The following is a 23365-nucleotide window of genomic DNA, read 5'->3' on the forward strand; positions in this document are numbered from 1 at the left end:
TCACAGATCGAGGCCGTCACGAACCACCGTGCCGCCCCGCTCCCATTCCGACGAGAGGACGGGGACATGACAGAGCACATCGTGGTCGTCGGCGCGGGCTACACGGGGCTGGCCGCGGCCAAGCTGGCGGCGAAGTGGACCGACGCCGAGGTCACCCTGGTCAACGCCCGCGACCGGTTCGTGGAGCGGGTCCGGCTGCACCAGCTCGCCGTCGGGCAGCAACTGCGCGACCTGCCGCTGGCCGACCTGCTCGCCGGCACCGGGGTCGAGCTGGTGGTCGACCGGGTCACCGCGATCGACGCGCGGGCCCGCAAGGTCCAGCTCACCGACGGCGCCCTCGGCTACGACCGGCTCATCTACGCGCTGGGCAGCCACGCCGACCTCGACTCGGTGCCCGGCGTCCGCGCGCACGCGCACACCGTGGCCACGCAGGACGACGCCGAACGGCTGCGCGCCCACCTCGCCGGCGCCCGCGTGGTCGCGGTGGCCGGCGGCGGTTTGACCGGGATCGAGGCCGCCGCCGAACTCGCCGAGAGCCTGCCGCACCTGGAGGTCGTGCTGGTGACCTCGGGCGTGCTCGGCGCGACGCTGTCGGCCAAGGCGCGGCGGTACCTGCGGGCGACGTTCGACCGGTTGGGCGTCGAGGTGCGCGAGCACAGCCGCGTGGCGTCCGTGGACGCGGAAGGACTGGCCCTGGTCGACGGCACCCGCGTGGCCGCCGACACCGTCGTGTGGGCGGCCGGGTTCCGGGTGCCGGACCTCGCCCGCGACGCCGGGTTCGCGGTGGACGACCACGGCCGGATGGTCGTGGACCAGACGCTCGCGTCGGTGTCGCACCCGGACGTGCTGGGCGTGGGCGACGCCGCGTCCATCCGCCGCCCTGACGGGCTGGAGCTGCGAATGGCGTGCGCGACCGGGCTGCCGACCACCCAGCGGGCCGTGCGGGCGCTGGCGGACCGGCTGGCGGGCAAGCGGCCCAAGCGGTTCCGGTACTCCTACATCAACCAGTGCGTGAGCCTGGGCCGCCGGGCCGGGCTGGTCCAGTTCGTGCACGGCGACGACCGCCCGCGCGAAGCCGTGCTGACCGGACGCCTCGCCGCCCGCTACAAGGAGACCATCGTGCGCGGCGCGTTGCTGTTCGAGCGCCACCCCACGATGCCGGCGGGCTGAGCGCGTCACAGCTCGAACCGGTACCCCATCCCCGGTTCCGTCACCAGGTGCCGGGGGTGGGCCGGTTCGGGCTCCAGCTTGCGCCGCAACTGCGCCAGGTACACCCGCAGGTAGTGGGTCTCCTTCGCGTACTGCGGCCCCCACACCTCCTGGAGCAGCTGCTTCTGCGCGACCAGCCGGCCCCGGTTGCGGGCCAGGATCTCCAGCAGGCCCCACTCGGTGGGCGTGAGGTGGACCTCCTCGCCCTCCCGGAGCACCTTCTTCGCGGCCAGGTCGACGGTGAACGACGACGTCTCGACCACCGCGTCCTCGCCCTCGGCGACCGCCGACCGGCGCACGGCGGCGCGCAGCCGCGCGAGCAGCTCGTCCATGCCGAACGGCTTGGTCACGTAGTCGTCCGCGCCGGCGTCCAGCGCCTCGACCTTGTCCGTCGAGTCGGTGCGCGCGGACAGCACGATGATCGGCACGGACGTCCAGCCGCGCAGGCCCGCGATCACCTCCGTGCCGTCGACGTCGGGCAACCCGAGGTCGAGCACGACGACGTCGGGTTTGCCCTCCGCGGCGGCTTTGAGCGCGGCGGTGCCGTCGTGGGCGGTGAGCACCGAGTAGCCCCGCGCGGACAGGTTGATCCGCAGCGCACGCACAATCTGCGGTTCGTCGTCGACCACGAGCACCTTCGTCACGGTGCGACACTACGTGCTGCACAGTCCGCAGTGCCGTCTACTACTCGGGTTTACCGCCTTTCTGATGGCGTCTTGATGCCCGCGACCTCGGCTTTTATGCCGTTCTAACGCGTTGGTGACCGCACCGGTGCGGAAACAGTGAGTACATCCGGGTGCGAATGAATCAGTTCGCTGGACAGCGGTACACCGATAGTGCGAATGTCCTGTCCGAATTCGGACACTTGCTCACGGTCGGTGAGCCACGAGGAGGTCCTCGATGACCACCAGTGTGACCAACCAGGATGCGTTACAGCTCGTGGTCGCCGTACATCGGCTGATCAGGAGCCTGCGCCAGTCCGCGCCCGTGCGGCGGTTGCAGCCCACGCAGCTGCTCGTGCTCGCCGAACTCGCCGCGCAGGGACCCATGCGCATCGGCGAGATCGCGGTGCGCGCGCTGTGCTCCCAGCCGACGGCGACCACCGTGGTGACCGGGCTGGAATCCGGCGGGCTGGTGCGCCGCGAAGCGGATCCGGCGGACGGCCGCGCCACGATCGTGGAGCTGACCGGCGCGGGGCGGGAGACCATCCTGTCGCTGGCGCACGGCGAAGCGGAGTTGCTGTCCGAGCGGATCTCGCGACTGTCCGAAGAGGAGCGCGATCACCTCCGGTCGGCCACCCCGCTGCTGCGCCGGCTCGCCGAGCCCAAATCGCGCTGACCGCTCCGGCGCGGGCCCGTCAGGTCGTGCCGCGCGGCTTCGGCTGGCAACGCGGGCAGGAGTACGACGAGCGGTTCATGAACGGCTCCCGCACGATCGCCGTTCCGCACCGCGCGCACGGTCGGTTCTCCTGCCCGTAGACGTTCAGGGAACGGTCGAAGTAGCCGGATTGGCCGTTCACGTTGACGTAAAGCGCGTCGAACGACGTACCGCCCTCGCCCAACGCCTCGCGCATCACGTCCGTGGCGTGGGCGAGCAGTTCGGCGGTCTTCGCGCGGGTGAGCTTCTCGGTGGGCCGCAGGCCGTGCAGGCGGCTGCGCCACAGCGCCTCGTCCGCGTAGATGTTGCCCACGCCGGACACCAGCGTCTGGTCCAGCAGCGCGCGCTTGACGTCCGTGCGCCGCCTGCGCAGCGCGGCGACCGCGGCGGTCGGGTCGAACGCGGGGTCCATCGGGTCGCGCGCGATGTGCGCCACCGGCTCCGGCAGCGGCGTGCCGTCGACCACGACGATCTCGGCCAGCGCCAGCCCGCCGAACGTGCGCTGGTCCACGAACCGCAGTTCCGGGCCGTCGTCGGCGAACCGCACGCGGACCCGCAGGTGCTTCTCGTCCGGCGCGTCCAGGGGCTGCACCAGCATCTGGCCGCTCATCCCTAGGTGGGCGAGCATGGCGTCCCCGTCGGACAGGTCCACCCACAGGTACTTGCCGCGCCGCCGCGCCCCGACCATGGTCCGACCGGCCAACCGGGACGCGAAATCCGCCGCACCGGGAAGGTGGCGGCGGATCGCACGGGCGTGCAGCACTTCGACCGCAGCGACGGTCCGACCGGCGACGTGCTCGTGCAGACCTCGGCGGACGACCTCTACCTCAGGCAGCTCGGGCACGTGACGGGATCAGTCCTCGTTCTCGGTCTCCGCGGCGGCTTCCAACTCCTCCAGGAGTTCGTACGCGGCGGCCTGCGGCTTGGTCGGCTTGAGCATCCAGCCGCCCGCCTGGGTGGTGTCGCGGACCAGGACGAGGCCCTGGATCCCACCGCTGCGGGAGGCGTTCAACGGTCGTGAGTGGCGGTGGTGGTCGCGCACGCGCCGGTTGGTCCGGACGTTCGTGGCATACATCGGCGTCAGTCTTCCTCGGTGGGTGAAGTCTGCGGTGGTGCCGATTCCGGTGCGTGTCCGTTCCCGGACGCGGCTTCCTGCTCCGCGCGCACCCGTTCCGACAGCACCCGGTAGGCGGCCGCGGCCGCCTTCTGCTCGGCTTCCTTCTTGGTGCGGCCATCGCCGGCGCCGTGGGACTGGCCACCGACGAGCACCGTTGCGGTGAACTCCTTGCGGTGGTCGGGCCCCTGGTCGTCCACCCGGTACTCGGGCACGCCCAGCCCCGCCGATGCGGTCAACTCCTGCAAACTGGTCTTCCAGTCCAGCCCCGCGCCGCGCAACGGCGCTTCCACCAACAGCGGATCGAAGAGGCGGTGGACGAGTTGACGCGCGGTGTCGATGCCGAACTGGAGGTACACCGCGCCGATGACGGCTTCCAAGCCGTCCGCGAGGATGCTCGCCTTGTCCCTGCCGCCGGTCAGCTCCTCGCCGCGACCGAGCAGCAGATGCCCGCCCAGACCGTCCTCGCCCAGACCCCTGGCCACACCCGCCAGCGCGTGCATGTTCACCACACTGGCACGGAGCTTCGCCAGCTGCCCCTCGGGCAGATCCGGGTGGGTGCGGTACAGGTGATCGGTGACCACCAAGCCGAGCACGGCGTCACCGAGGAACTCCAGCCGCTCGTTCGGCGGGAGCCCACCGTTCTCGTACGCGTACGACCGGTGTGTCAGGGAAAGCGTCAGCAGCTCGGCGTCCAACGGGACGCCGAGCGCCTGGAGCAACGGGGCGCGGTCGGCGGACCGACCGCGCGACGACCTACCCCCCACAGTGCGACGCTACCTTCGCCTTGATGAGGATCAGGCCGGCTGGACGACCTGGCGGCCGTCGTACTGGCCACAAGCCGGGCAGGCGACGTGCTGCGGCTTCGGCTGGCGGCAGGCCCGGTTCGAGCAGGCCACCAGGTGCACGGCAGCGGTCTTCCACTGAGCGCGGCGCGAGCGCGTGTTCGAGCGCGACATCTTCCGCTTCGGGACGGCCACGACTAGTTCTCCTCTGGATTGTCACGATTCCCGTCGAACCGCTCCTGAAGGGCGGCCCACCGGGGGTCAATCGTCTCATGCCCGTGATCGGGGCCGAGATCGGCCAGCCTGCCACCGCAGTCGACGCACAGCCCGAGGCAGTCCGGCGAGCACAGCGGCACCTGCGGCAGCGCGAGGACGAGAGCGTCCCGCACCACCGGTTCGAGGTCGACCAGGTCGTCGTGCAACCGACTGACCTCGCCTTCCTCGGTGGTCTCGTCGGTGGCGCTGTCCGGGTAGGCGTACAACTCGGTCAGTTCCACCTCGACCTCGGCCGACAGCGGTTCCAGGCAGCGCGAGCACTCCCCTTCGACCACCGTCGCGGCCGTGCCGGTCACCAGCACGCCTTCGACCACCGACTCCAGCAGGAGATCGAGTTCGACGACACCACCCGCGGGCACCGCGATCACGCCGAGCAGGCCGAGGCCCTCCGCCGGCACCGTGCGCTTGTAGGCGCGGCTGGAGCCCGCGCGACGACCGAGGTCCCTGGTGTCGATGACCCAGGGCCCGGTGGCTGTGGAACGCGTGGACGCGTGACGGTGTTCAGACATGATGTTTGGTGTTTGCCGACGGGTGACTTACCACGGCCAGCCGGTCAAGGGTACGGGACAACCGGCGCTGACGTGAAATCGGCAGGTCCGGCCTGGTCCGGTCGGGTGTCGAGGCGGTCAGGAACGGGCGGTCTCGTGGTAGTCGAACGGCGCGGCGGCACCGGCCACCCCCGGACCGCGCAGGTGCGAGCGGCCCTTGCCGACCGAGCGGAGGGTGTGCGCCAGCAGGTCCTCGAAGTCGGCGAGCTTGCCGTCCACGTAGGCGTCGCACTCGCTGCGCAGCCGGATCGCCTCGGACTGCGCGGCGTCGAGCACCCGGGCGGACTCGGCGTGCGCCGCCTGCGCGACCTCGGTCTGGTCGACCAGCCGGGCCTGCTCGGCGCGCCCCTCCTCGATCGCCCGCTCGTAGTTGGCGCGGCCGGCCTGCACCATCCGGTCGGCCTCGGCGTGCGCGCGACCCACCAGGTCCTCGTACTCCTGGCGGCCCGCGGAGATCGTCCGCTCGGCCTGGTCCTGCGCCTCGGCCACCATCCGCTCGGCCCGCGACCGGGCCTCGGACAGCATCCGCTCGGCCTCGTGCTGCGCCTCGGCCACCATCCGCTCGGCGTCCGACCGGGCCTTGCTGGTGCTCGCCTCCAGCTCGTGCTGGGCCTTGCCGACCAGCTCGTCGCGGTGGTCGAGCACGTCCTGGGCGTCGTCCAGCTCCGCCGGGATCGCGTCGCGCACGTCGTCGAGGAGTTCGAGCACGTCACCGCGCGGCACGACGCACCCGGAGGTCATCGGCACGCCACGCGCTTCCTCGACGATCGTGACCAGCTCGTCGAGGGCCTCGAACACCCGGTACACGGCACACTCCCCACGCCCACACAGCGGTACCCGTCCCAGTGTGCCCTGCCGATCACCCGGCCGCGGGTAGATCGGCAGGGCGTGTCCCCGCTCCGCCGGGTGACACCGGCGCGGAGGGCCGCCCGCGCGGCGGCCCGCCGGCTCAGCGGGAGACGTCCACCAGCACGAAGCTCGCGTAGTGGTCGGCGGTGTAGAAGTAGAGCTTCGGCGAGGCGTTCCCGGTCACGATCCGCCGCGCGCCGCGCGTGGAGCTGCCGGGCGTCTTGACGGTGTACTCGCGGTAGTAGCCGGTGGCGCACGCCGGGAGGACCCGCTCCCGGTTCTGGAAGGTCTGGTCGTCCTGCGGGTACGGGTAGGGCCCGCCGCGCTGGATCAGCCGGACGGTGTCGGTGGCCTGGGAGGGCAGCCCGGACAGGGCCACCTTGCGGAAGCCGGAGGTGTCACCGCACGCCGCCTGGAGCGCGGACAGCCCCGAGGACGCCGGGGCGGCGCCGGCCGGGACGACGGGGGTGAGGGTGCCGACGAGAACCAGCAGCAGGGAGAGCAGCGCCTTGGCGCCGCGTGATGTGATCTCGCTCATGCCCTCGAACGCTAATCACGTCGAGTGAGGAAACGACCACGATGGGGTGAACCCACCGTGACCGCTCAGCGGCGTTCGGCGAGCCGCTGGGTGAGCCGGGCCAGGATGGACGGCGGCAGCAGCGTCGACACGTCGCCGCCGTAGGTCGCCACGTCCTTGACCAGCGAGCTGGCCAGGAAGCTGTAGACCGGGTTGGTCGGCATGAACAGCGTCTCGACCCCGGTGAGCTGGTGGTTCATCTGCGCCATCTGGAGTTCGTAGTCGTAGTCGCTGACCGCGCGCAGACCCTTCACGATGGCCTGGATGTCGTTCTCGCGGCAGTAGTCGACCAGCAGGCCGTGCCAGGAGTCGACGCGCACGTTCGGCCACTGCGCGGTGACCTCGCGCAGCATCTCGGTGCGCTCCTCGACGGAGAACAAGGTCTTCTTGTTCTTGTTGATGAGCACGGCGACGACGACCTCGTCGAAGAGCTTCGCCGCTCTGCCGATGATGTCCAGGTGTCCGTTGGTGACCGGGTCGTAGGAGCCGGGGCACACGGCACGCGTCATGGTTTCGGACGGTAGCACCCGATCGGACGCGTCCACTCCGGTGCGTGGTCGGCATCACCCATGGGCGTCAACGTACTCCGCCCAGTACAACGCCGTGTCTCCGTAACGCTTGCTGCGCAACGATTCCAGCTCACGAGGCCAGATCGGTTCAGGACTGCGCGCGGCCCGCTCCACGATGATCAAGGAACCGGCGGCGAACCACCCGTGCCGGACCAGCCCGTCGAGGACCGACCCGAGCTGCTCGTCGGTCACCGCGTACGGCGGATCGGCGAAGACCACGTCGCACGGCCCGTCGGCCTGGCCGGCGACAGCGGCCTCGGCGGTCCGGTTGACGACGGTCGCCCCCGGCAGCCCGAGCGCCCTGGCGTTGGCCTTGAGCACGTCGGCGGCCCGCTTGTCGGACTCCACGAACACCGCCGACGAGGCCCCCCGGGACAACGCCTCGAACCCGAGCGCACCGGACCCGGCGTACAGGTCGAGCACCCGCGCCCCGTCGAGGTCGATCAGGGCCTGGAGCGAGCTGAACAACGCCTCCCGCACCCGGTCCGAGGTGGGACGGGTGCCCTTCGGCGGCACTTGCAGCCGACGCCCACCGGCGACGCCCGCGACGATCCTGGTCACCCGCCCATGGTCGCAGGCCACCCCGCCCACCTCCGGCAACACCCACGCACCGCACCCCGAGCGCCTCGGCGCCCGGCCGCGCCGAGGTACCCGAGGCGTCGGGCGGAGGGTTCGGCGCCCCGAACCCCGGCCGCCTGCCGCAGCCAGCCGGACGGCCCGCCCGGTCGCTAGCAGAGGTCCCGGTAGGGCACGTCGGGGAAGTAGGTGCTCCACTCGGCCTGGGTCAAGCCCGCCGACAGCGACCCGCAGGCCGCTGCCGCGGCCTGCTCCGGTTCGAGGTTCCAGCGGACCGCGCTGACGATCGACGTGACCTTGAGCGCGAGCACGCTGCGCCCGTCCGGGGCGAAGCGCAGACCGGTGAAGCCGGACCCGACCCACACCGGGTCGGTCTTGCGACGCAGTTCCTGGGGCTTCGGGAACGTCCACTGGACCAGGTCCCCGGTCGACCCGGCGGTCACTACCAACCGCTGGTCCGGGCTCACCGCCACGACGTTCACCGCGCCCCGGTGCACGGAGGTGACGACCACGAGGCGCGGGTCCTCCGGCGTGGCCAGGTTCCAGAACGACACGCCGCCCTCCATGTCCCCCACGACCAGCCCCCGGTACCCGACGAACGCCACCGCGCTGATCGAGCCGACCGCCCCGCTGTCCACCCGGCCGACCACCCGGGGCGCGCCCGGCGTCGCGACGTCCCAGATCTCCAGGTCCTGGTCGTAGGGCACGCCGGCGTCCCGGTCCACGTCGAGCGTGACGAGCAGCCGCCCGTCACCGCTGAACTCGAACAGCGTGTTCGCCCCGCCCAGCGCGCCGAGCCGGCGCGGCTCGCGGGGGTCGTGGACGTCCCACAGCCGCCCCGCCCGGACCGGTGCCCCGAGCGTCTCGCCGCCCCTGGTCACCGGTGCCGCGTCGACGGTGACCAGCAGCCTGTTGTCCGGGCTGAACCGGACCGCGCGCTGCCGGCCGGGGATGCCGCCCAGTTCGACCGGCCGGGCGGGGTTGCCGATGTCCCACAGCCGGATCCCGTCGCGGTCCTGGGTGGCGACGATCCGGGCGTCCGCGCTGAAGACGGGATCGGCCTGCCCGCCCGGGATCGACCCGACCGGCGTCGCGCTGTCCCCGGTCAGCGCGACCAGGATGGTGACGTCCGCCGCCCGCCGCGACACGGCGGCGAGCCGCCCGTGCCCGGCGGTCGCCACGAGGGAGCCCGCCGCGTCCGCGATGCCGATCCCGCTCACCAGGCCCGATGCGCTCACCAGCGCGTTCGCCGTCTTCTCGGACGGGTCCAGGCGGTAGGCGGCGAGCAGCAGCCGGGCGGCCAGCGCCGGGTCGGTGTCGGACAGCCGCGCGGCGGTCTCCACGGCGTCCTCGGCGAGCGCGGCGGTGTGCTGCCGGGTCGCGGCGCGCTGGGTGTTCGTGGCGTAGATGGCGGTCAACGTGGCGAACACCGCGAACACGACGACGAGCGCCGCGAGCGCCCGGACGAGTCGGACGTGCCGGCGACGCCTGGTCCGCTCGCTCAGGTCGGCGGAGAGGCCGGCGTCGAGGAACTCCCGCTCGACCCGGTTGAGCTTGCCGCCGGCCCGAGCCCACGCCGACGTCTGCGCCAGCAGCGCGCCGCGCAGCAGCATGTCGGGGTCGCGCTCGTGGTACCGCCACAGCGTCACGGCGTCGGTGAGCCTGCGGTGGGCGCGCCGCCCGTCGCGGTCTTCGGCCAGCCAGTCGCGCAGCCGGGGCCACGCGTCGATCAACGCCTCGTGGGTGATCTCGGCCCGGTCGCCGGACAGCACCACGAGCCGTGCGGCGGCGAGTTCGCCCAGGACGGCGTCCACGTCCCCGCCGGCGTCCAGCTCGGCGCGGTCCACCCGCCGCCGGGTGTCCTCGCCCTCGTCGCCCGACGCCACCAGGCGCAGCAACAGGTCCTTCGCCACCTCGCGCCGGGGTTCGTCGAGCGCGGCGTAGACCGACTCGGCGGAGTTGGCCAACGCGCCGTCGATGCCGCCGGTGCGCTGGAAACCGGCGAGCGTCAGCGTGTTGCCCTTGCGCCTCAGCCACGTCTCGCGCAGCGCGTGCGACAGCAGCGGCAGGACGCCGATCCGGCCGTGGACCTCGGCGACCAGCGCCGCGACGAGCGCGCCCTCCACCACGCAGCCCGCGCGCTTCGCCGGTTCCACGATCGCGCACCGCAGCTGCTCGACGGTCATCGGCCCGATGTCGAGCTGCCCGCCGTCGAGGACCGAGGCGAGTTCGACGTCACCCAGGCACCGGCTGCGGAAGTCGGCGCGCACGCCGAGCACGACCCGGCAACGCCCGTTCTCCGCGCGCGAGACCCGGACCAGCGCGGAGATGAACGCCGACCGGGCCGCCGGGTCGGCGCACAACGTGAACAGCTCCTCGAACTGGTCGACCACGAACACGACCTGGCGGTCCGGTGGCTCCCCCACCAGTGCCTGGCAGACCAGCCTGCGCAGGTTGCCCGGATCGGCCGCCAACTCCGCGCGGACCACGCCGGCCGTCGTGCCCAGCCACCGCGCCAGGTGCGCCGCGCACTCGCCGAACGGGTCCGCGCCGGGCGTGAACAGCGCGATCCACGTGCCGTTCGCGGTCAGCCGGGGCACCAGCCCCGCGCGCAACAGCGACGACTTGCCCGCGCCGGACGCCCCGAAAACGGCGGTGAGCCGACGTTCGGCGACCTTGGCCGTCAACTCCCCGACCAGCGCGCTTCGGCCGTGGAACCACTCCGCGTCATCGGCCTCGTAGGGGGCCAGCCCGGGGTAGGGCGCGGTGCCCGCGTCGCTCGGCGTGGGCGTGCCGGCCAGCTCGGTGCTCAACTCGCGCCAGCGCCGTTCCCACGCGCCCTCGTCGCCCCCGCACGCCTTCACGAACGCGGTCGTGACCGCCAGGCTGGGCAGCCTCTTGCCGCCGGCCGCGTCGGACAGCGTGGTCGGCGAGTAGAGCGCCCACCGGGCGAGTTGCCGGTAGCTCGGCATTCCGGCGCGCGTGCGCAATCGACGCAGGCCCAGGGCGAAATCGGTCAACGCCGACCCGTCGGGCTCCAGCGGGCTCTCTCCTCGTGGCACAGCCGTCGACCCCCTCCGGATGTGGTGCCCCGGATTGTGCTCCGACGGTCGCGCCCGCTGTCCGGGTCGCCACCCGGATTACTCGTTCGGACCAGTGCTCGCCGACCGGCCGCACCGACCGGTGGGATCACCGGTCGACCGGCTTGCCGCCGGACCACCGCGAGCACCACCGGCCACCCACCGGCGGCTCGAACGGCGGTTCACGAGATCAACGACCCAAGGCGGCACCGCCGTTCACCGCGATCACCTGACCGGTGATGTGACCCGCTTCCGGCGAGGTCAGGAACCCGACCGCGGCGGCCACGTCCGCCGGTGTGCCCGGCCGGCCGTTCGCGGTCTGGGAGACCAGGGTCTCGCGGCGTTGCGGCGTCATCCGGTCGCCGAAGAACTCGGTGTCCTCCACGTACCCCGGCGACACCACGTTCGCCGTGATCCCGCGCCCGCCCAACGCGAACGCCAGCTCCGCCGTCCACGCCTCCACCGCCGCCTTGGCCGCGCCGTAGCTCCCGCCGCCGCGCCGCCCCGCGATCGAGCCGATCGTCACCACCCGGGCCTGGTCGGCGAACCTCGGCTCCAGCGCCGTCGTCACCAGGACGGCGGTCACCACGTTCGCCTCGTAGTCCGCCAGCCACTGAGCCCGCAGGTCGCCGCCGCCGACCACGCCGCCGGCGTTGTTGACCAGCACGTCCACTGTGGACGGCAGCTCGGCCAGCGCCGCCCGCACCGCTCCCGGGTCGGCCGCGTCGAAGGCCACCGCCCGCGCGCCGACCTCGGCGGCGGCCGCCGCCAGCACCTCCGCGCGCCGCCCGGTGATCACCACCTCCAGGCCCCGGCCCACCAACTCGGCCGCGATCGCCTTGCCGATCCCGGTGCCGCCACCGGTCACCACCGCTGTCCTCATGCGAGCGCCTGCCACCATCCGTCGACCGCCGGGGGATCCGCCACGTCGATCCTCTCGCCCGGCCTCGGCACGGCCAACGGGATTTCCCACGCCTTCGCTTCCCGCCACACCCGGTCGACCGGTTCCGCCCAGTCGTGGAACGCCAGGTTGAACGTCGCCCAGTGCACCGGGATCAGCAGCCCGCCCCGGACGTCGCGGTGCGCCGCCACGCCCTCCTCGGGGGTCATGTGGATGTCCGGCCAGTCCGGCCCGTACGCGCCGATCTGGATCAGCGAGGCGTCGAACGGCCCGTACTTCTCGCCGACCTTCCGGTAGCCGTCGAAGTAGCCCGTGTCGCCGCTGTAGTACACGCGGTGCTCGGGGCCGACGATCGCCCACGACGCCCACAGCGTGGTGTCGCGGCGCAGGCCGCGCCCGGAGAAGTGCTGTGCCGGCGAGGCGACCAGGCGGACGCCCGCCACCTCGTGCGACTCGTCCCAGTCCAGCTCGACGATCCGCTCCTCGGGCACCCTCCACCGGCGCAGGTGCGCGCCGATGCCCAGCGGCACCACGAAGACCGCGTCGCCGGTGCGGGTCAGCTCCCGCACGGTCGGCAGGTCGAGGTGGTCGTAGTGGTCGTGCGAGATCACCACCGCGTCCACCCGGCCGACCTCGGCCAGCGCGTGCGGCACCGGGTGCAGCCGCTTCGGGCCGACCGCCTGCGACGGCGAGCAGCGCTCGCTCCACACCGGGTCGAGCAGGATCCGCGCGCCGTCGACCTCGACCAGCGTGGAGGCGTGCCCGTACCAGGTGATGTGCAGGCCCTCGGCGGAGCGGACCGGACCGGCGGGCACCAGCGGGACCCGGCCGGCCGGGTGCCGCTGCTGGCCGCCGAACAGCAGCTCCTTGGCCATGCCCCCCGCGCTGCCCGGCGGCAGGGTGCGGGTGGACGCGGCGTTGTGGAACCTGCCGTCGCGGAACTGCGGGGAGCGCTCGACGCGTTCCCCGCGCGGTGTGCCGCCGAGCGCGGCGGGCACGTCGCGCAACGCCCACGCGACCGCTCCCGCCGCCACTCCCAGCAGCGCTGCGGTGACCTTGTTCATGGCACCTCCAACGGCCGTCCCGACCCCTGGGTTCCCGTGGTCGGGGAGAACAACTGGTCGAGTGACGTCTGCCCGGGACGGCGACCCGCGGAGCCGTCGGCCGGCCCTGCGGATCGTCCCCGCCATCCTCACCGGAGCCGCCCGAACCGGCCACACGGACCGTCCACGTCGGACTGTTCAGGCACCCCGGCACGCCACCGCGTGCCCGCGCCGCGTGGAATACCCCGGGACATGCCACGGGCCGGACACCCACCGTGGGATGCCCGGCCCGTGCGACGGGAAACGCTATTCGAGCACGATCAGCAGGTCGCCGCCTTCCACCTGCTGCACGCCCCGCACGGCGAGGCGCTTGACCCGACCGGCCTTCGGCGCGGTGATCGCGGCCTCCATCTTCATCGCCTCGATGGTGGCCACCGTCTGACCGGCGTCGACCTCCTCGTCCTCCGCCACGTTCGGCGTGACGACGCCCGCGAACGGAGCGGCCACGTGGCCGGGGTTCGACCGGTCCGCCTTCTCCGCCACCGGGATCTCGGCCGCGATCGAGCGGTCGCGCACCTGGATCGGGCGGAGCTGGCCGTTGAGCGTCGCCATGACGGTGCGCATGCCGCGCTCGTCGGCCTCGCCGATCGCCTCCAAGCCGATCAGCAGGCGCACGCCGGGCTCAAGGTCGACCGAGTACTCCTCGCCCGGACGCAGGCCGTAGAAGAAGTCCTTGCTGCGCAGCACGCTGGTGTCGCCGTACGCGTCCCGGTGCGCCAGGAACTCCTTCGTCGGCGCGGGGAACAGCAGGCGGTTCAGCGTCGCGCGGCGGGACGTCTCCAGCCCCTCGCGGTCCTCGTCGGTCAGGTCCGCCACGCCCTTCGGCGCGGCCCGGCCCTGCAACGCCTTGCTGCGGAACGGCTCCGGCCAGCCACCGGGCGGGTCGCCCAGCTCACCGGACAGGAACCCGACCACCGACGCCGGGATGTCGAACTTGTTCGGCTCCGCCTCGAAGTCCTTCGGCGACACGCCCGCGCCCACCAGGTGCAGCGCCAGGTCGCCGACGACCTTGGACGACGGCGTCACCTTCACCAACCGGCCCAGCATCCGGTCGGCCGCGGCGTACATGGCCTCGATCTCCTCGAACTTCTGGCCGAGGCCGAGCGCCACCGCCTGGGTGCGCAGGTTCGACAGCTGGCCGCCGGGGATCTCGTGGTTGTACACCCGGCCGGTCGGGCCGGGGATGCCCGACTCGAACGGCGCGTACACCTTGCGCACGGCCTCCCAGTACGGCTCGATGTCGCACACCGCCTGGAGGTCGAGACCGGTCTCGTGCTCCGTGTAGTCCGTGGCGGCGACGATCGCCGACAGCGGCGGCTGCGACGTGGTGCCCGCCATCGACGCCGCAGCGCCGTCCACGGCGTCCACACCGGCCTGGATGGCCGCCAGGTACGTCGCCAACTGGCCACCCGCCGTGTCGTGCGTGTGCAGGTGCACGGGGAGGTCGAACTCCTTGCGCAACGCCGTCACCAGCCGTGCGGCGGCCGGCGGGCGCAGCAGGCCCGCCATGTCCTTCACGGCCAGCACGTGCGCACCCGCACCGACGATCTGCTCCGCCAGCTTCAGGTAGTAGTCGAGCGTGTACAGGCGCTCGTCCGGGTTGGACAGGTCCGCCGTGTAGCACAGCGCCACCTCGGCGACGGCCGTCCCGGTCTCCCGCACGGCTTCGATCGCCGGACGCATCTGCTCCACGTCGTTGAGCGCGTCGAAGATGCGGAAGATGTCGATGCCGGTCTTGGTCGCCTCTTCGACGAACGCGGTGGTCACGGCCTCCGGATACGGCGTGTAGCCCACCGTGTTGCGGCCGCGCAGCAGCATCTGGAGGGTGATGTTGGGGACGGCCTCGCGCAGCGCGGCGAGACGCTCCCACGGGTCTTCGGCGAGGAACCGCAACGCCACGTCGTAGGTCGCGCCACCCCACGCCTCAAGGGACAGCAGCTGCGGCGTAAGGCGCGCGACGTACGGCGCTACGGCGAGCAGGTCCTTGGTGCGTACTCGGGTGGCCAACAGCGACTGGTGCGCGTCGCGGAACGTGGTGTCGGTGACCGCGAGCGTCTTGGACTCGCGCAGCCAGCGCGCGAAGCCCTCCGGCCCCAGCTCGGTGAGCTTCTGCTTGGAACCCGCGGGCGGCTCGACCGACAGGTCGGTCTGCGGCAGCTTGTCCTTGGGGTCCACGGCGGCCGGACGCGCGCCGTTGGGCAGGTTCACCGTGACGTCCGCGAGGTAGGTCAGCATCCGCGTGCCGCGGTCGGCGGAGTGCCGTGCGGTCAGCAGGTGCGGACGCTTCTCGATGAACGACGTGGTGACGCGGCCCTCGTAGAAGTCCTCGTCGTCCAGCACCGCCTGGAGGAACGGGATGTTCGTGGAGACGCCCCGGATGCGGAACTCCGCGACCGCGCGGCGGGCCCGTGCCACGGCGGCGGCGAACGTGCGCCCGCGACAGGTCAGCTTGACCAGCATGGAGTCGAAGTGCGCGCCGATCGCGGTGCCCGCGCCGGTCGTGCCGCCGTCCAGCCGGATGCCCGAGCCGCCCGGCGAGCGGTAGGCGCTGATCATCCCGGTGTCCGGGCGGAAGCCGTTGGCCGGGTCCTCGGTGGTGATGCGGCACTGGAGGGCCGCGCCGCGCAGGTGCACGGTGTCCTGGCTCAGGCCCAGGTCGTCCAGGGACTCGCCGGACGCGATGCGCATCTGCGACTGCACCAGGTCGACGTCGGTGACCTCTTCGGTGACCGTGTGCTCCACCTGGATGCGGGGGTTCATCTCGATGAAGACGTACTTGCCGTGCGGGTCGAGCAGGAACTCGACGGTGCCCGCGTTGCGGTAGCCGATGTGCCGCGCGAACTTCACCGCGTCGGCGCACATCCGGTCCCGCAGCGCCGGGTCGAGGTTCGGGGCGGGCGCGATCTCGATGACCTTCTGGTGCCGGCGCTGGACCGAGCAGTCGCGCTCGAACAGGTGCATCACGTTGCCCTCGCCGTCGGCGAGGATCTGCACCTCGATGTGGCGCGGCTCCACCACGGCCTGTTCCAGGAACACGGTCGGGTCGCCGAACGCCGACTCGGCCTCGCGGGAGGCCGCTTCGAGCGCCTCGCGGAGGCCGGCGGGCTCGTCCACCTTGCGCATACCGCGACCGCCACCACCCGCGACGGCCTTCACGAACACCGGGAAGTCGATGTCCTTGGAGGCGTCGAGCAGGGCTTCGATGTCGCTCGACGGCGCGCTGGACCGCAGCACCGGCAGACCCGCCTCGCGGGCGGCGGCGATGGCGCGCGCCTTGTTGCCGGTCAGCTCCAGCACGTCCGAGGGCGGGCCGACGAACGTGATCCCGGCGTCGGCGCACGCCTTGGCCAGCTCGGGGTTCTCCGACAGGAATCCGTAGCCGGGGTAGACCGCGTCCGCGCCGGCCTTGCGGGCCGCCTTGATGATCTCGTCCACGGACAGGTAAGCGCGCACGGGGTGGCCGGGCTCGCCGATCTCGTAGGACTCGTCGGCCTTCAGCCGGTGCAGTGAGTTGCGGTCTTCGTGGGGGAAGACGGCAACCGTGCCGGCGCCCAGCTCGTAGGCAGCGCGAAAAGCCCGGATCGCGATCTCGCCGCGGTTGGCGACAAGAACCTTGCGGAACATTCGGCGTTCCCTCCCAGGTCACTCGGCGGTCAATCAAGGCACGTTACCGTGCGCGTCCCGCCCCTCGGGAGTTCCATCTCACGTGACGGACGTCATCGTGATCGTTCACTCACCCGGTCAAGGGCGGTCCGACCAGGGGGCGGGCCCGTGGATTGTCCCTTGCGCACCGGCTCGGCGCAGCCCCCTGACGGCGGGCTCACACTCGCGGCGGCGGGCAGTCGGGAGCCCGCACCCCGTTCACCCGAAAGTGATCTTGCCGGCGCTCGAACTCCTGTTCGACAATTGACGGGCACGACCCACTGCCGAGCACCACCCGAACCGACCGAGAGGAGATGTGCATGACAGTGAGCGCCGGCGCGGCGGAGTCGTCCTCGAACGCCCCGAGGCCCGATCTCCACCGACTGAGCCACCCATCGGGCCAGGCGCCCGAACCCCACGGCAAGTGGGCGCGCCGTCGCGCCTCCGACCGGTCAGGGCGTACCGACCGGAGGCGCGGCGCACCACCCCGCACGCCGACCACGGCACCCACCTCCCGACTCGACGACCGCCGACCCGGCGGTCCGCACCGCGCGGCCGTCCGGATCACCGGTTCCCGCCTCACTGGTTCCCACTGATCACCGCCGGCAACCGTCAGCTCGGTCACTGCACGGATGGCCGAACGGCGGCCGACGGGTGACCGGAGGCGACCGGGCGTGGCGACCGACCGGTCGACGGTGACGGGTGCCCCGCGAGCGCAAGAGCCCAGGTCCGAGGACTCCTCATCATCGAGTGGCCGTCTCGTGGCCCTGAGCGGACAATCACCGTGTCGTTACACTGCGTTCGCTGTATCGGGTGACAGACCGTGTCGACTTCTCGGTAGGGTTGGGCATATGGCCGGGGCTGAAGAGACAGGGCAGCCTGCTGCCCGTACCCACTTCGACGTTGTTCTGCGCGGGTACAACCAGAAACAGGTCAACGAGCGCGTCACACGGTTGCAGTTCGACCTGAAGAACTCCAACAGATCACGCGACGCCGCGGCAGCCCAGGTCGCAGAGCTGAGCAAGCTCCTCAACACCACCCGTGCCGAACTCGACAAGGTCAAGGCCCAGCTCGGGAACCTCGCGTCCAGCCCGGTCAGCGCGTCGAACGTCACCGAACGGGTGCGCGTGATGATGACGTTGGCCGAGGAGGAGATCGCCGACATCCGCAAGGGCGCGGTCGACCAGGCCAACGCGACCCGTGCGGAAGCCGAGCGGTTCGCCGCCGAGGGCCGCGCGGCGCACCAGCGGGCCATGGGCGACCTCGAAGAGCGCCGCAAGCAGCTGGAGGCGGGTTACCAGAAGCGGGCGGGCGACCTGGAGAAGCAGTACCAGGACCGCCGGACCGAGCTGGAGCGCTCGCACGAGGAACTCCGGACCAAGCTGACCGCCGAGCACGAGGCGCTGCTCGCCGAGACGCGGGCCGACCACGACCGGGTGTCGGCCGAGTTCGAGGCCAAGAGCACCGCGCTGGACGAGCGCCGGGTCGAGCTGGACGCCAAGTACAAGGGCTACCACGACGACCTGGACAAGGAGTACGACGACCTGCGCACGACGCTCCGCAAGGAGCACGAAGGGCACGTCGTCGAGGCCAAGGCCGAGGCCGCCCGGCTGCTGGAGGTGGCGGGGACCGAGGTCGGCGCGCTGCGCGCCGAGTCGGCCAAGCAGATCGCCGAGCTGGAGTCCGAGGCGCTGGCCAAGTCGGAGAAGGCCGTCGCGGACGCGAACAGCTACGCGGAGAAGACCACGGCCGAGGCCGACGCCAAGGCCGGGCAGACCGTCGCGGACGCCACGGCCAAGGCGGACAAGACGATCGCCGACGCCGACGCCTACTCCGAGAAGACGCTCGCCGAGGCCGACGCCACCGCCCAGAAGACCGTCACCGAGGCGAACGCCCAGGCCGAGAAGACCGTGGCGGACGCCAACGCGCGTGCCGAACAGACGGTCGGCGAGGCTGCGGCCAAGGCCGAGAAGACGATCACCGACGCCGACTCGCACGCCGACCGCCGCATCACGGCCGCCGACCAGAAGCTGACCGAGCTGCACACCGTGCACAAGGCGCTGTCCGAGCAGTTCGCCGCCGCTCAGGACGCGGTGACCAGGGCGGTCTCGACGTTGCTGCCGCTGGACGCCGAGAACGACGCCGACGACGAGTCGGACGCCCGCCGTGACGGCAGGTCGGAGGACCGTTCCGGGGCCGGGTCCGACGTGGCCGACGACCAGCCGACCACCCAGCTCCCGCTCCCCCGCAACAACTGACCAGAACGACGCCCGATCCGACGACGACGGCCGGGCGACAACCGCCCGGCCGTCGCTCCGGCGGGGGTCGTGGCTGCCTCGGGCTCGGCTCTCCGGGCTCGGCTACTTGGGGAGCTGGTCGGCCGGGACTACCTCGGCCGGTGACGGGGTGGGGAAGTCGAACGGCTTGCCCCACTCGGTGAAGCGGGTGGTCGACTGCTTGACGACCTTGCCGTTCAGCTCGAAGCGGTACTCCGCCTTCTGGGGTGCGCCGGAGTCGTCCACCCACGCCACGGCGCGGATGGTGACGCCGTACTCGGCCAGTTGGGTGTGCTGGAGCTGGATGTCCGGGTCCTCGATGACCTTCGCCATCTTCAGCGGGTCGACCACGAGTTCGTAGCGGGTGGTCGGGGTGCCGTCGAGTTGCTCGGCGGCCCGGTTGACGATCAGGGCGGCGCGGGGCTGGACGTAGTCGAGTTCCGCGCCGACCGTCGCTCCCGGGCCGAAGCCGCGCAGCAGGGCGTCGACCTCGCCGCCGTTCTGGCGGGTGTAGAAGCCCCACTTCTTGCCTTCGGGCATCGGTGCGCCGTCCACGTGCACGTAGAGGCCGTCGCGGGTCATGACCATGTCCATCTTGCGGGTCTGGCCGCCGGTGGACATCTGCATGGCCATCGAGCCGGTGATGCCCTCCGGGTCTTGGCGCAGGGTTCCGTCGACGGTGTTGCGGACCTCGGTGGCACCGCCGTCCGAGGCGAAGCCCTCGGTGTGGAAGCGGGCGGTCTTGAGTTCGGCCCGGCGCTGGTCGAGGCGTTCGGCCAGGACCGCCAGGTCGCCCTTGGGCGGTGAACTCGGCGGCGGTGTCGCGCTCTCGCCGGGCGCGCAGGCGACCAGCGCGGACAGGACCAACGCGGTCGAGGTCAGGGCGAGCAGCAGGCGGCGCACAGTACGGCGACGATACTCCAGCCGTTCGGCGCGTCCGGCGGTCAGCCCGGCGGTGGGGCGGGTGGGTCAGCCGAGCAGGATCTGCCAGTCTTCGCGGACCGGGGGCAAGGTCAGGCGCTCCTGGATGAGGAAGTCCTGGCGCCAGCGGCCCATCTCGCGGGCGGCCAGCAGGTAGTACACCGAGCCGGCCACCACGCAGCCGGCGGCGACCACGGCGGCGATGCCGCCCAGCCAGTCGCCGTCCGACCACGCCCGCACGGCCACCAGCACCGGCAGGATCAGGACCGCCAGGTCGAACAGCCGGCCCAGCAGGTTGCGCCACCACGGCCTGGTGGTGACGCGCACGCCCGCGTCCTCCAGGGTGTCGTACTCGTCGGGGCCGTGTTCGCGCAGCCTGGTCGCCTCGACCCGGCGGGTGCGGATCTGGACGAGGACGCCCCACAACGTCGCCAGGCCCAGGACCAGCAGCAGCACGTCGACGGCGTGGTAGTACCAGGGGGCGGCGAGGTTGGCGGCGTAGGACGCGAGCGCGCCGGCGAGCATGACCGCGCCCGCGCGCTTGAGCGACGACAGGTACTGCTTGGCCAGCCAGGTGGGCAGCAGCGACCGCACCACCTTGTCGCGGACGTCGGGGCGGGCCGCGCGCAGGTCGCGTGCTTCCTCCCTCGCCCTCGCCAGTTCGGGGGCACGGCTGCGGGTCGGCGACAGGGCGCGCATCTATGCCTTCTCCAGGTATTCCGCCCGTTCCTCGTTGAGCAGGCCGGCCACCAGCGACGCCAGGCCCGGGTGTGCGGCCAGCTCCGGGTCGGCGTCCACGACCTGGGTCGCGACGACCCGGGCTTCGGCGATCACGTCCTCGTCGCGCAGCAGCGACAACATCTTCAGGCCCGACCGGGTGCCGGACTGGGCTGCGCCGAGGATGTCGCCCTCGCGGCGCAGTTCGAGGTCGAGCTGGGCCAGTTCGAACCCGTCCAGGGTCGATTCCACGGCGCGCAGCCGGGCCATCGTCGCGGTGCCCTCGGGCATCTCGGTGACCAGCAGGCACAGGCCGGAGGCGCTGCCCCGGCCGACCCGGCCGCGCAGCTGGTGCAGCTGGCTGACGCCGAAGCGGTCCGCGTCCATGATCACCATGACCGTGGCGTTCGGCACGTTCACGCCGACCTCGACCACCGTCGTCGCGACCAGGACCTGGACCTCGTTGCCGGCGAACGCCCGCATCACCGCGTCCTTGTCGTCCGGTGGCATCCGGCCGTGCAGGATGTCGACCCGCAGTCCCTTGAGCGGGCCCTCGGCCAGGCGCTGCGCCACGTCCACGACGGCCAGCGGCGGCCTGCGGTCGGACGTGTCGTCCTTCGGCGGCTCGTCGCCGGACGGGTCTTCGGATTCGCCGTCGCCGATGCGCGGGCAGACGACGTACACCTGGTGGCCGTTGCCGACCTCTTCGCGGATGCGCTGCCACGCCCGGTCCAGCCACGCGGGCTTCTCCGCCATCGGCACCACGGACGTGCTGATCGGCGAGCGGCCCTGCGGCAGTTCGCGCAGCGCGGAGACTTCCAGGTCGCCGTAGACGGTCATCGCGACGGTGCGCGGGATCGGGGTCGCGGTCATCACCAGCACGTGCGGTGTCGACCCGCCCGCGCGGCCGCTGAGGGCCGCGCGCTGCTCGACGCCGAACCGGTGCTGCTCGTCCACCACGACCAGGCCGAGGTCGTGGAACTCGACCTTGTCCTGGATCAGGGCGTGCGTCCCGACGACCACGCCGGCCTCGCCGGTGACGATCTCCAGCAGGGCCCGCTTGCGCTGCGCGGTCGGCATCGAGCCGGTGAGCAGGGTGACCCGGGTGGCGTGCTCGGCCCCGCCCAGCTCGCCCGCCTGGCCGAGGTCGCCGAGCAGGTCGCGCAGCGACCGGGCGTGCTGGGCGGCGAGCACCTCGGTGGGTGCGAGCATGGCGGCCTGCCGGCCCGCGTCCACGACCTGGAGCATGGCCCGCAGGGCGACCATCGTGTTGTGGGTGACGACGAAGTGGTCGGTCACGTACAGCCGGGACGGGTGGTCGACGGAGATGCACTGCACCGGCCGCACGCCGACGAACTCGACCCGCTCGATGTACCGGACGGGCGGCGCGGTGCGGTCCAGCGCGTCGCGGAACGGCGGGAACTCCTCGGGCAGCCGCACGACCACCTGGTGCTGCTCGTAGCCGTAGCCCACGACGCCGGTGCCGCCCAGCGACTCGGCCAGCTCGCTGACGTACTCGGCGAGGTTCTCCGACTCGGTGCGGAACACCACGTCCACCCCGTCGCACGCGCCGCCCGTGCTGAGCAGCCCCTGCAGCAGCTCGTGCCGCTCCTTGACCGGGGCGAGTTCGACGCAGTCGACGTCCGGCGCGACGACCATCGGCAGCCGCCAGCGGGACGTGCCCTCGTTGCGCAGCAGGTCGTCGCGGATCTCGCGCAGGGTCCACACCTCGCCGTCGTGGGTGGCCCACAGGTGCTCCAGGTCGCACTCGACGGACTTGCCGTCCGAGAGCACCACCCGGAACACCTCGCGCTCGCCCTGCGGGAACACCCCGGTCACCTCGGTGGGCGTGCCGTCCTGGGTGATCACCTGGTCACCGACCTGCAGGTCGCCCATCGCCACGAAACCGTCGGGGGTGAGCACGAGGGCGTCCAGCGGCTGGGCCTTGCCGGAGCCGACCTCGCCTTGCAGGAGCCGGTTCATCGGCTGCTCGGCGGACAGGTCGGCGGAGATCCGCTCGCCCACCTCGCGCTGGCCGGCGGTGAGTTCGAACGGCAGCCGGGCGTCGAAGGCGTCGGCGACCAGGCCGGGTCTGGGCGGGCACGCGGGCGCGGGGCGCGCCGTGGCGGAGCGGCGGCGCTGGGCCAGGGCGAGCTGCACGGCCATCGCCTCATCCCACTTGAGCCGCTGCTGCGCCACGGTGATCGCGGCCCAGCCGTCGGGCCGGTGGATGTCGCGCAGCGCCTTCTCCAGCGGCACCAGGCCGCGTTCCGCGCGCAGCTCGGCGGGCAGCGGGTCCTCGGCGACGCCGTCCCACAGCGCGAGCACTTGTTCGACGCAGTTGGACACGTTCCACGACTGGATGCCCTGCGCCGCCGGGTAGACCGGGATGAACGCGCCGGCGAACTTGGCGGCGCTCTCGTCGTCCTGGGCGTCGAGCACCTGGTAGTCGGGGTGGGCGAGCTGGAGCTTGCCGTTGAACATGCCGACCTTGCCCGCGAACATCGCCTCGCGGCCGGGCAGCAGCTCCCGCTCGACGGTGCGCGACCCGCGCCCGAAGAACACCAGGTGCAGGTCGGACGAGCCGTCCGTGATCACCGCCTCCAGCAGTTCCCCGCTGCGGCTCTTCATCCGGCGCTGCCGGGCGCTCTTGACCCGGGCCTGCACGGTGGCGTGCTCGCCCAGTTCGAGGCCCTTGATCTCGGTCAGCTTGCCGCGTTCGTCGTACCGGCGCGGGTAGTGCCGCAGCAGTTCGCCGACCGTGGTGAGCCCGAGACCGCTCTCCAGCGCGTCGGCGCTCTTCTTGCCGAGCACCGACACCAGCTTTTCGTCGAAGGTCGTCATC

General features: G+C 72.2%; 20 protein-coding genes. 3 read left to right on the forward strand and 17 right to left on the reverse strand.

Going from position 1 to position 23365, the window contains the following annotated elements:
- Nucleotides 1-66: 66 nt before the first annotated feature.
- Nucleotides 67-1170: an NAD(P)/FAD-dependent oxidoreductase gene (locus AC0HI0_RS27330; protein ID WP_480926364.1), complete on the forward strand. Its 1104-nt coding sequence runs from the start codon at nucleotides 67-69 to the stop codon at nucleotides 1168-1170.
- A 5-nt stretch (nucleotides 1171-1175) separates the two neighbouring features.
- On the opposite strand, the gene AC0HI0_RS27335 is transcribed toward AC0HI0_RS27330, so the two are convergent.
- On the reverse strand, nucleotides 1176-1853 hold the full coding sequence (locus AC0HI0_RS27335; RefSeq protein ID WP_480926365.1) for a response regulator: 678 nt from the start codon (nucleotides 1851-1853) through the stop codon (nucleotides 1176-1178).
- Between the two features lie 256 nt (nucleotides 1854-2109).
- Here AC0HI0_RS27335 and AC0HI0_RS27340 point away from each other — a divergent pair, with 256 nt between their 5' ends.
- Complete coding sequence (locus AC0HI0_RS27340) at nucleotides 2110-2547, forward strand: MarR family winged helix-turn-helix transcriptional regulator (RefSeq protein WP_480926366.1); 438 nt, start codon at nucleotides 2110-2112, stop codon at nucleotides 2545-2547.
- Between the two features lie 19 nt (nucleotides 2548-2566).
- On the opposite strand, the gene mutM is transcribed toward AC0HI0_RS27340, so the two are convergent.
- From mutM to AC0HI0_RS27405, 13 genes are all read right to left on the reverse strand, one after another.
- Nucleotides 2567-3430: a bifunctional DNA-formamidopyrimidine glycosylase/DNA-(apurinic or apyrimidinic site) lyase gene (gene mutM, locus AC0HI0_RS27345; RefSeq protein WP_480926367.1), complete on the reverse strand. Its 864-nt coding sequence runs from the start codon at nucleotides 3428-3430 to the stop codon at nucleotides 2567-2569.
- Nucleotides 3431-3439: 9 nt separating this feature from the next.
- Nucleotides 3440-3661: a hypothetical protein gene (locus AC0HI0_RS27350; protein WP_480926368.1), complete on the reverse strand. Its 222-nt coding sequence runs from the start codon at nucleotides 3659-3661 to the stop codon at nucleotides 3440-3442.
- A gap of 5 nt (nucleotides 3662-3666) precedes the next feature.
- The gene (gene rnc / locus AC0HI0_RS27355) at nucleotides 3667-4467 is read right to left on the reverse strand and encodes a ribonuclease III (protein WP_480926369.1); all 801 of its coding nucleotides are present in this window, start codon (nucleotides 4465-4467) and stop codon (nucleotides 3667-3669) included.
- Nucleotides 4468-4497: 30 nt separating this feature from the next.
- Nucleotides 4498-4680: a 50S ribosomal protein L32 gene (rpmF, locus tag AC0HI0_RS27360; protein ID WP_015104500.1), complete on the reverse strand. Its 183-nt coding sequence runs from the start codon at nucleotides 4678-4680 to the stop codon at nucleotides 4498-4500.
- Between the two features lie 2 nt (nucleotides 4681-4682).
- Nucleotides 4683-5270 carry a YceD family protein gene (locus tag AC0HI0_RS27365; protein ID WP_480926370.1) on the reverse strand — a complete coding sequence of 196 codons (588 nt, stop codon included), beginning with the start codon at nucleotides 5268-5270 and terminating at the stop codon, nucleotides 4683-4685.
- Between the two features lie 117 nt (nucleotides 5271-5387).
- Nucleotides 5388-6116, reverse strand: a complete 729-nt coding sequence (locus AC0HI0_RS27370) for a DivIVA domain-containing protein (RefSeq protein WP_480926371.1) — start codon at nucleotides 6114-6116, stop codon at nucleotides 5388-5390.
- Nucleotides 6117-6258: 142 nt separating this feature from the next.
- Entirely contained in the window at nucleotides 6259-6696 is a 438-nt protein-coding gene (locus AC0HI0_RS27375; RefSeq protein WP_480926372.1) for a guanyl-specific ribonuclease, read from the reverse strand.
- Between the two features lie 65 nt (nucleotides 6697-6761).
- Nucleotides 6762-7244, reverse strand: a complete 483-nt coding sequence (gene coaD / locus AC0HI0_RS27380) for a pantetheine-phosphate adenylyltransferase (protein WP_480926373.1) — start codon at nucleotides 7242-7244, stop codon at nucleotides 6762-6764.
- A gap of 54 nt (nucleotides 7245-7298) precedes the next feature.
- A complete protein-coding gene (gene rsmD, locus AC0HI0_RS27385) occupies nucleotides 7299-7865 on the reverse strand; it encodes a 16S rRNA (guanine(966)-N(2))-methyltransferase RsmD (RefSeq protein ID WP_480926374.1) in 567 nt (188 codons plus the stop codon).
- Between the two features lie 167 nt (nucleotides 7866-8032).
- Nucleotides 8033-10942: an nSTAND1 domain-containing NTPase gene (locus AC0HI0_RS27390; RefSeq protein WP_480926375.1), complete on the reverse strand. Its 2910-nt coding sequence runs from the start codon at nucleotides 10940-10942 to the stop codon at nucleotides 8033-8035.
- A gap of 208 nt (nucleotides 10943-11150) precedes the next feature.
- Complete coding sequence (locus AC0HI0_RS27395) at nucleotides 11151-11843, reverse strand: SDR family NAD(P)-dependent oxidoreductase (protein WP_480926376.1); 693 nt, start codon at nucleotides 11841-11843, stop codon at nucleotides 11151-11153.
- Nucleotides 11840-12925, reverse strand: a complete 1086-nt coding sequence (locus AC0HI0_RS27400) for an MBL fold metallo-hydrolase (RefSeq protein WP_480926377.1) — start codon at nucleotides 12923-12925, stop codon at nucleotides 11840-11842. Before AC0HI0_RS27400 ends, AC0HI0_RS27395 begins: the two co-directional genes overlap by 4 nt.
- Nucleotides 12926-13210: 285 nt before the next feature.
- A complete protein-coding gene (locus AC0HI0_RS27405) occupies nucleotides 13211-16588 on the reverse strand; it encodes a pyruvate carboxylase (RefSeq protein ID WP_480926378.1) in 3378 nt (1125 codons plus the stop codon).
- 971 nt (nucleotides 16589-17559) lie between these two features.
- Here AC0HI0_RS27405 and AC0HI0_RS27410 point away from each other — a divergent pair.
- Nucleotides 17560-18864, forward strand: a complete 1305-nt coding sequence (locus AC0HI0_RS27410) for a hypothetical protein (RefSeq protein ID WP_480926379.1) — start codon at nucleotides 17560-17562, stop codon at nucleotides 18862-18864.
- A 102-nt stretch (nucleotides 18865-18966) separates the two neighbouring features.
- Here AC0HI0_RS27410 and AC0HI0_RS27415 read toward each other — a convergent pair whose 3' ends face one another.
- From AC0HI0_RS27415 to AC0HI0_RS27425, 3 genes are all read right to left on the reverse strand, one after another.
- Nucleotides 18967-19785, reverse strand: a complete 819-nt coding sequence (locus tag AC0HI0_RS27415) for an SCO4651 family lipoprotein (protein WP_480926380.1) — start codon at nucleotides 19783-19785, stop codon at nucleotides 18967-18969.
- A gap of 66 nt (nucleotides 19786-19851) precedes the next feature.
- Nucleotides 19852-20502 (reverse strand): hypothetical protein, encoded by a 651-nt coding sequence (locus AC0HI0_RS27420; protein ID WP_480926381.1) that lies wholly within the window; start codon nucleotides 20500-20502, stop codon nucleotides 19852-19854.
- Nucleotides 20503-23364 carry a helicase-related protein gene (locus AC0HI0_RS27425; protein ID WP_480926382.1) on the reverse strand — a complete coding sequence of 954 codons (2862 nt, stop codon included), beginning with the start codon at nucleotides 23362-23364 and terminating at the stop codon, nucleotides 20503-20505. It abuts the gene before it with no gap.
- Between the last annotated feature and the right edge of the window lies 1 nt (nucleotide 23365).

It is taken from the genome of Saccharothrix sp. NBAS 001 (assembly GCF_056640475.1).

Coding starts and splice junctions, on each gene's coding strand:
- AC0HI0_RS27330 (WP_480926364.1), top strand. CDS start 67: ATGACAGAGCACATCGTGGTCGTCGGCGCGGGCTACACGGGGCTGGCC.
- AC0HI0_RS27340 (WP_480926366.1), top strand. CDS start 2,110: ATGACCACCAGTGTGACCAACCAGGATGCGTTACAGCTCGTGGTCGCC.
- AC0HI0_RS27350 (WP_480926368.1), bottom strand. CDS start 3,661: ATGTATGCCACGAACGTCCGGACCAACCGGCGCGTGCGCGACCACCAC.
- AC0HI0_RS27365 (WP_480926370.1), bottom strand. CDS start 5,270: ATGTCTGAACACCGTCACGCGTCCACGCGTTCCACAGCCACCGGGCCC.
- AC0HI0_RS27375 (WP_480926372.1), bottom strand. CDS start 6,696: ATGAGCGAGATCACATCACGCGGCGCCAAGGCGCTGCTCTCCCTGCTG.
- coaD (WP_480926373.1), bottom strand. CDS start 7,244: ATGACGCGTGCCGTGTGCCCCGGCTCCTACGACCCGGTCACCAACGGA.
- AC0HI0_RS27395 (WP_480926376.1), bottom strand. CDS start 11,843: ATGAGGACAGCGGTGGTGACCGGTGGCGGCACCGGGATCGGCAAGGCG.
- AC0HI0_RS27400 (WP_480926377.1), bottom strand. CDS start 12,925: ATGAACAAGGTCACCGCAGCGCTGCTGGGAGTGGCGGCGGGAGCGGTC.
- AC0HI0_RS27405 (WP_480926378.1), bottom strand. CDS start 16,588: ATGTTCCGCAAGGTTCTTGTCGCCAACCGCGGCGAGATCGCGATCCGG.
- AC0HI0_RS27420 (WP_480926381.1), bottom strand. CDS start 20,502: ATGCGCGCCCTGTCGCCGACCCGCAGCCGTGCCCCCGAACTGGCGAGG.
- AC0HI0_RS27425 (WP_480926382.1), bottom strand. CDS start 23,364: ATGACGACCTTCGACGAAAAGCTGGTGTCGGTGCTCGGCAAGAAGAGC.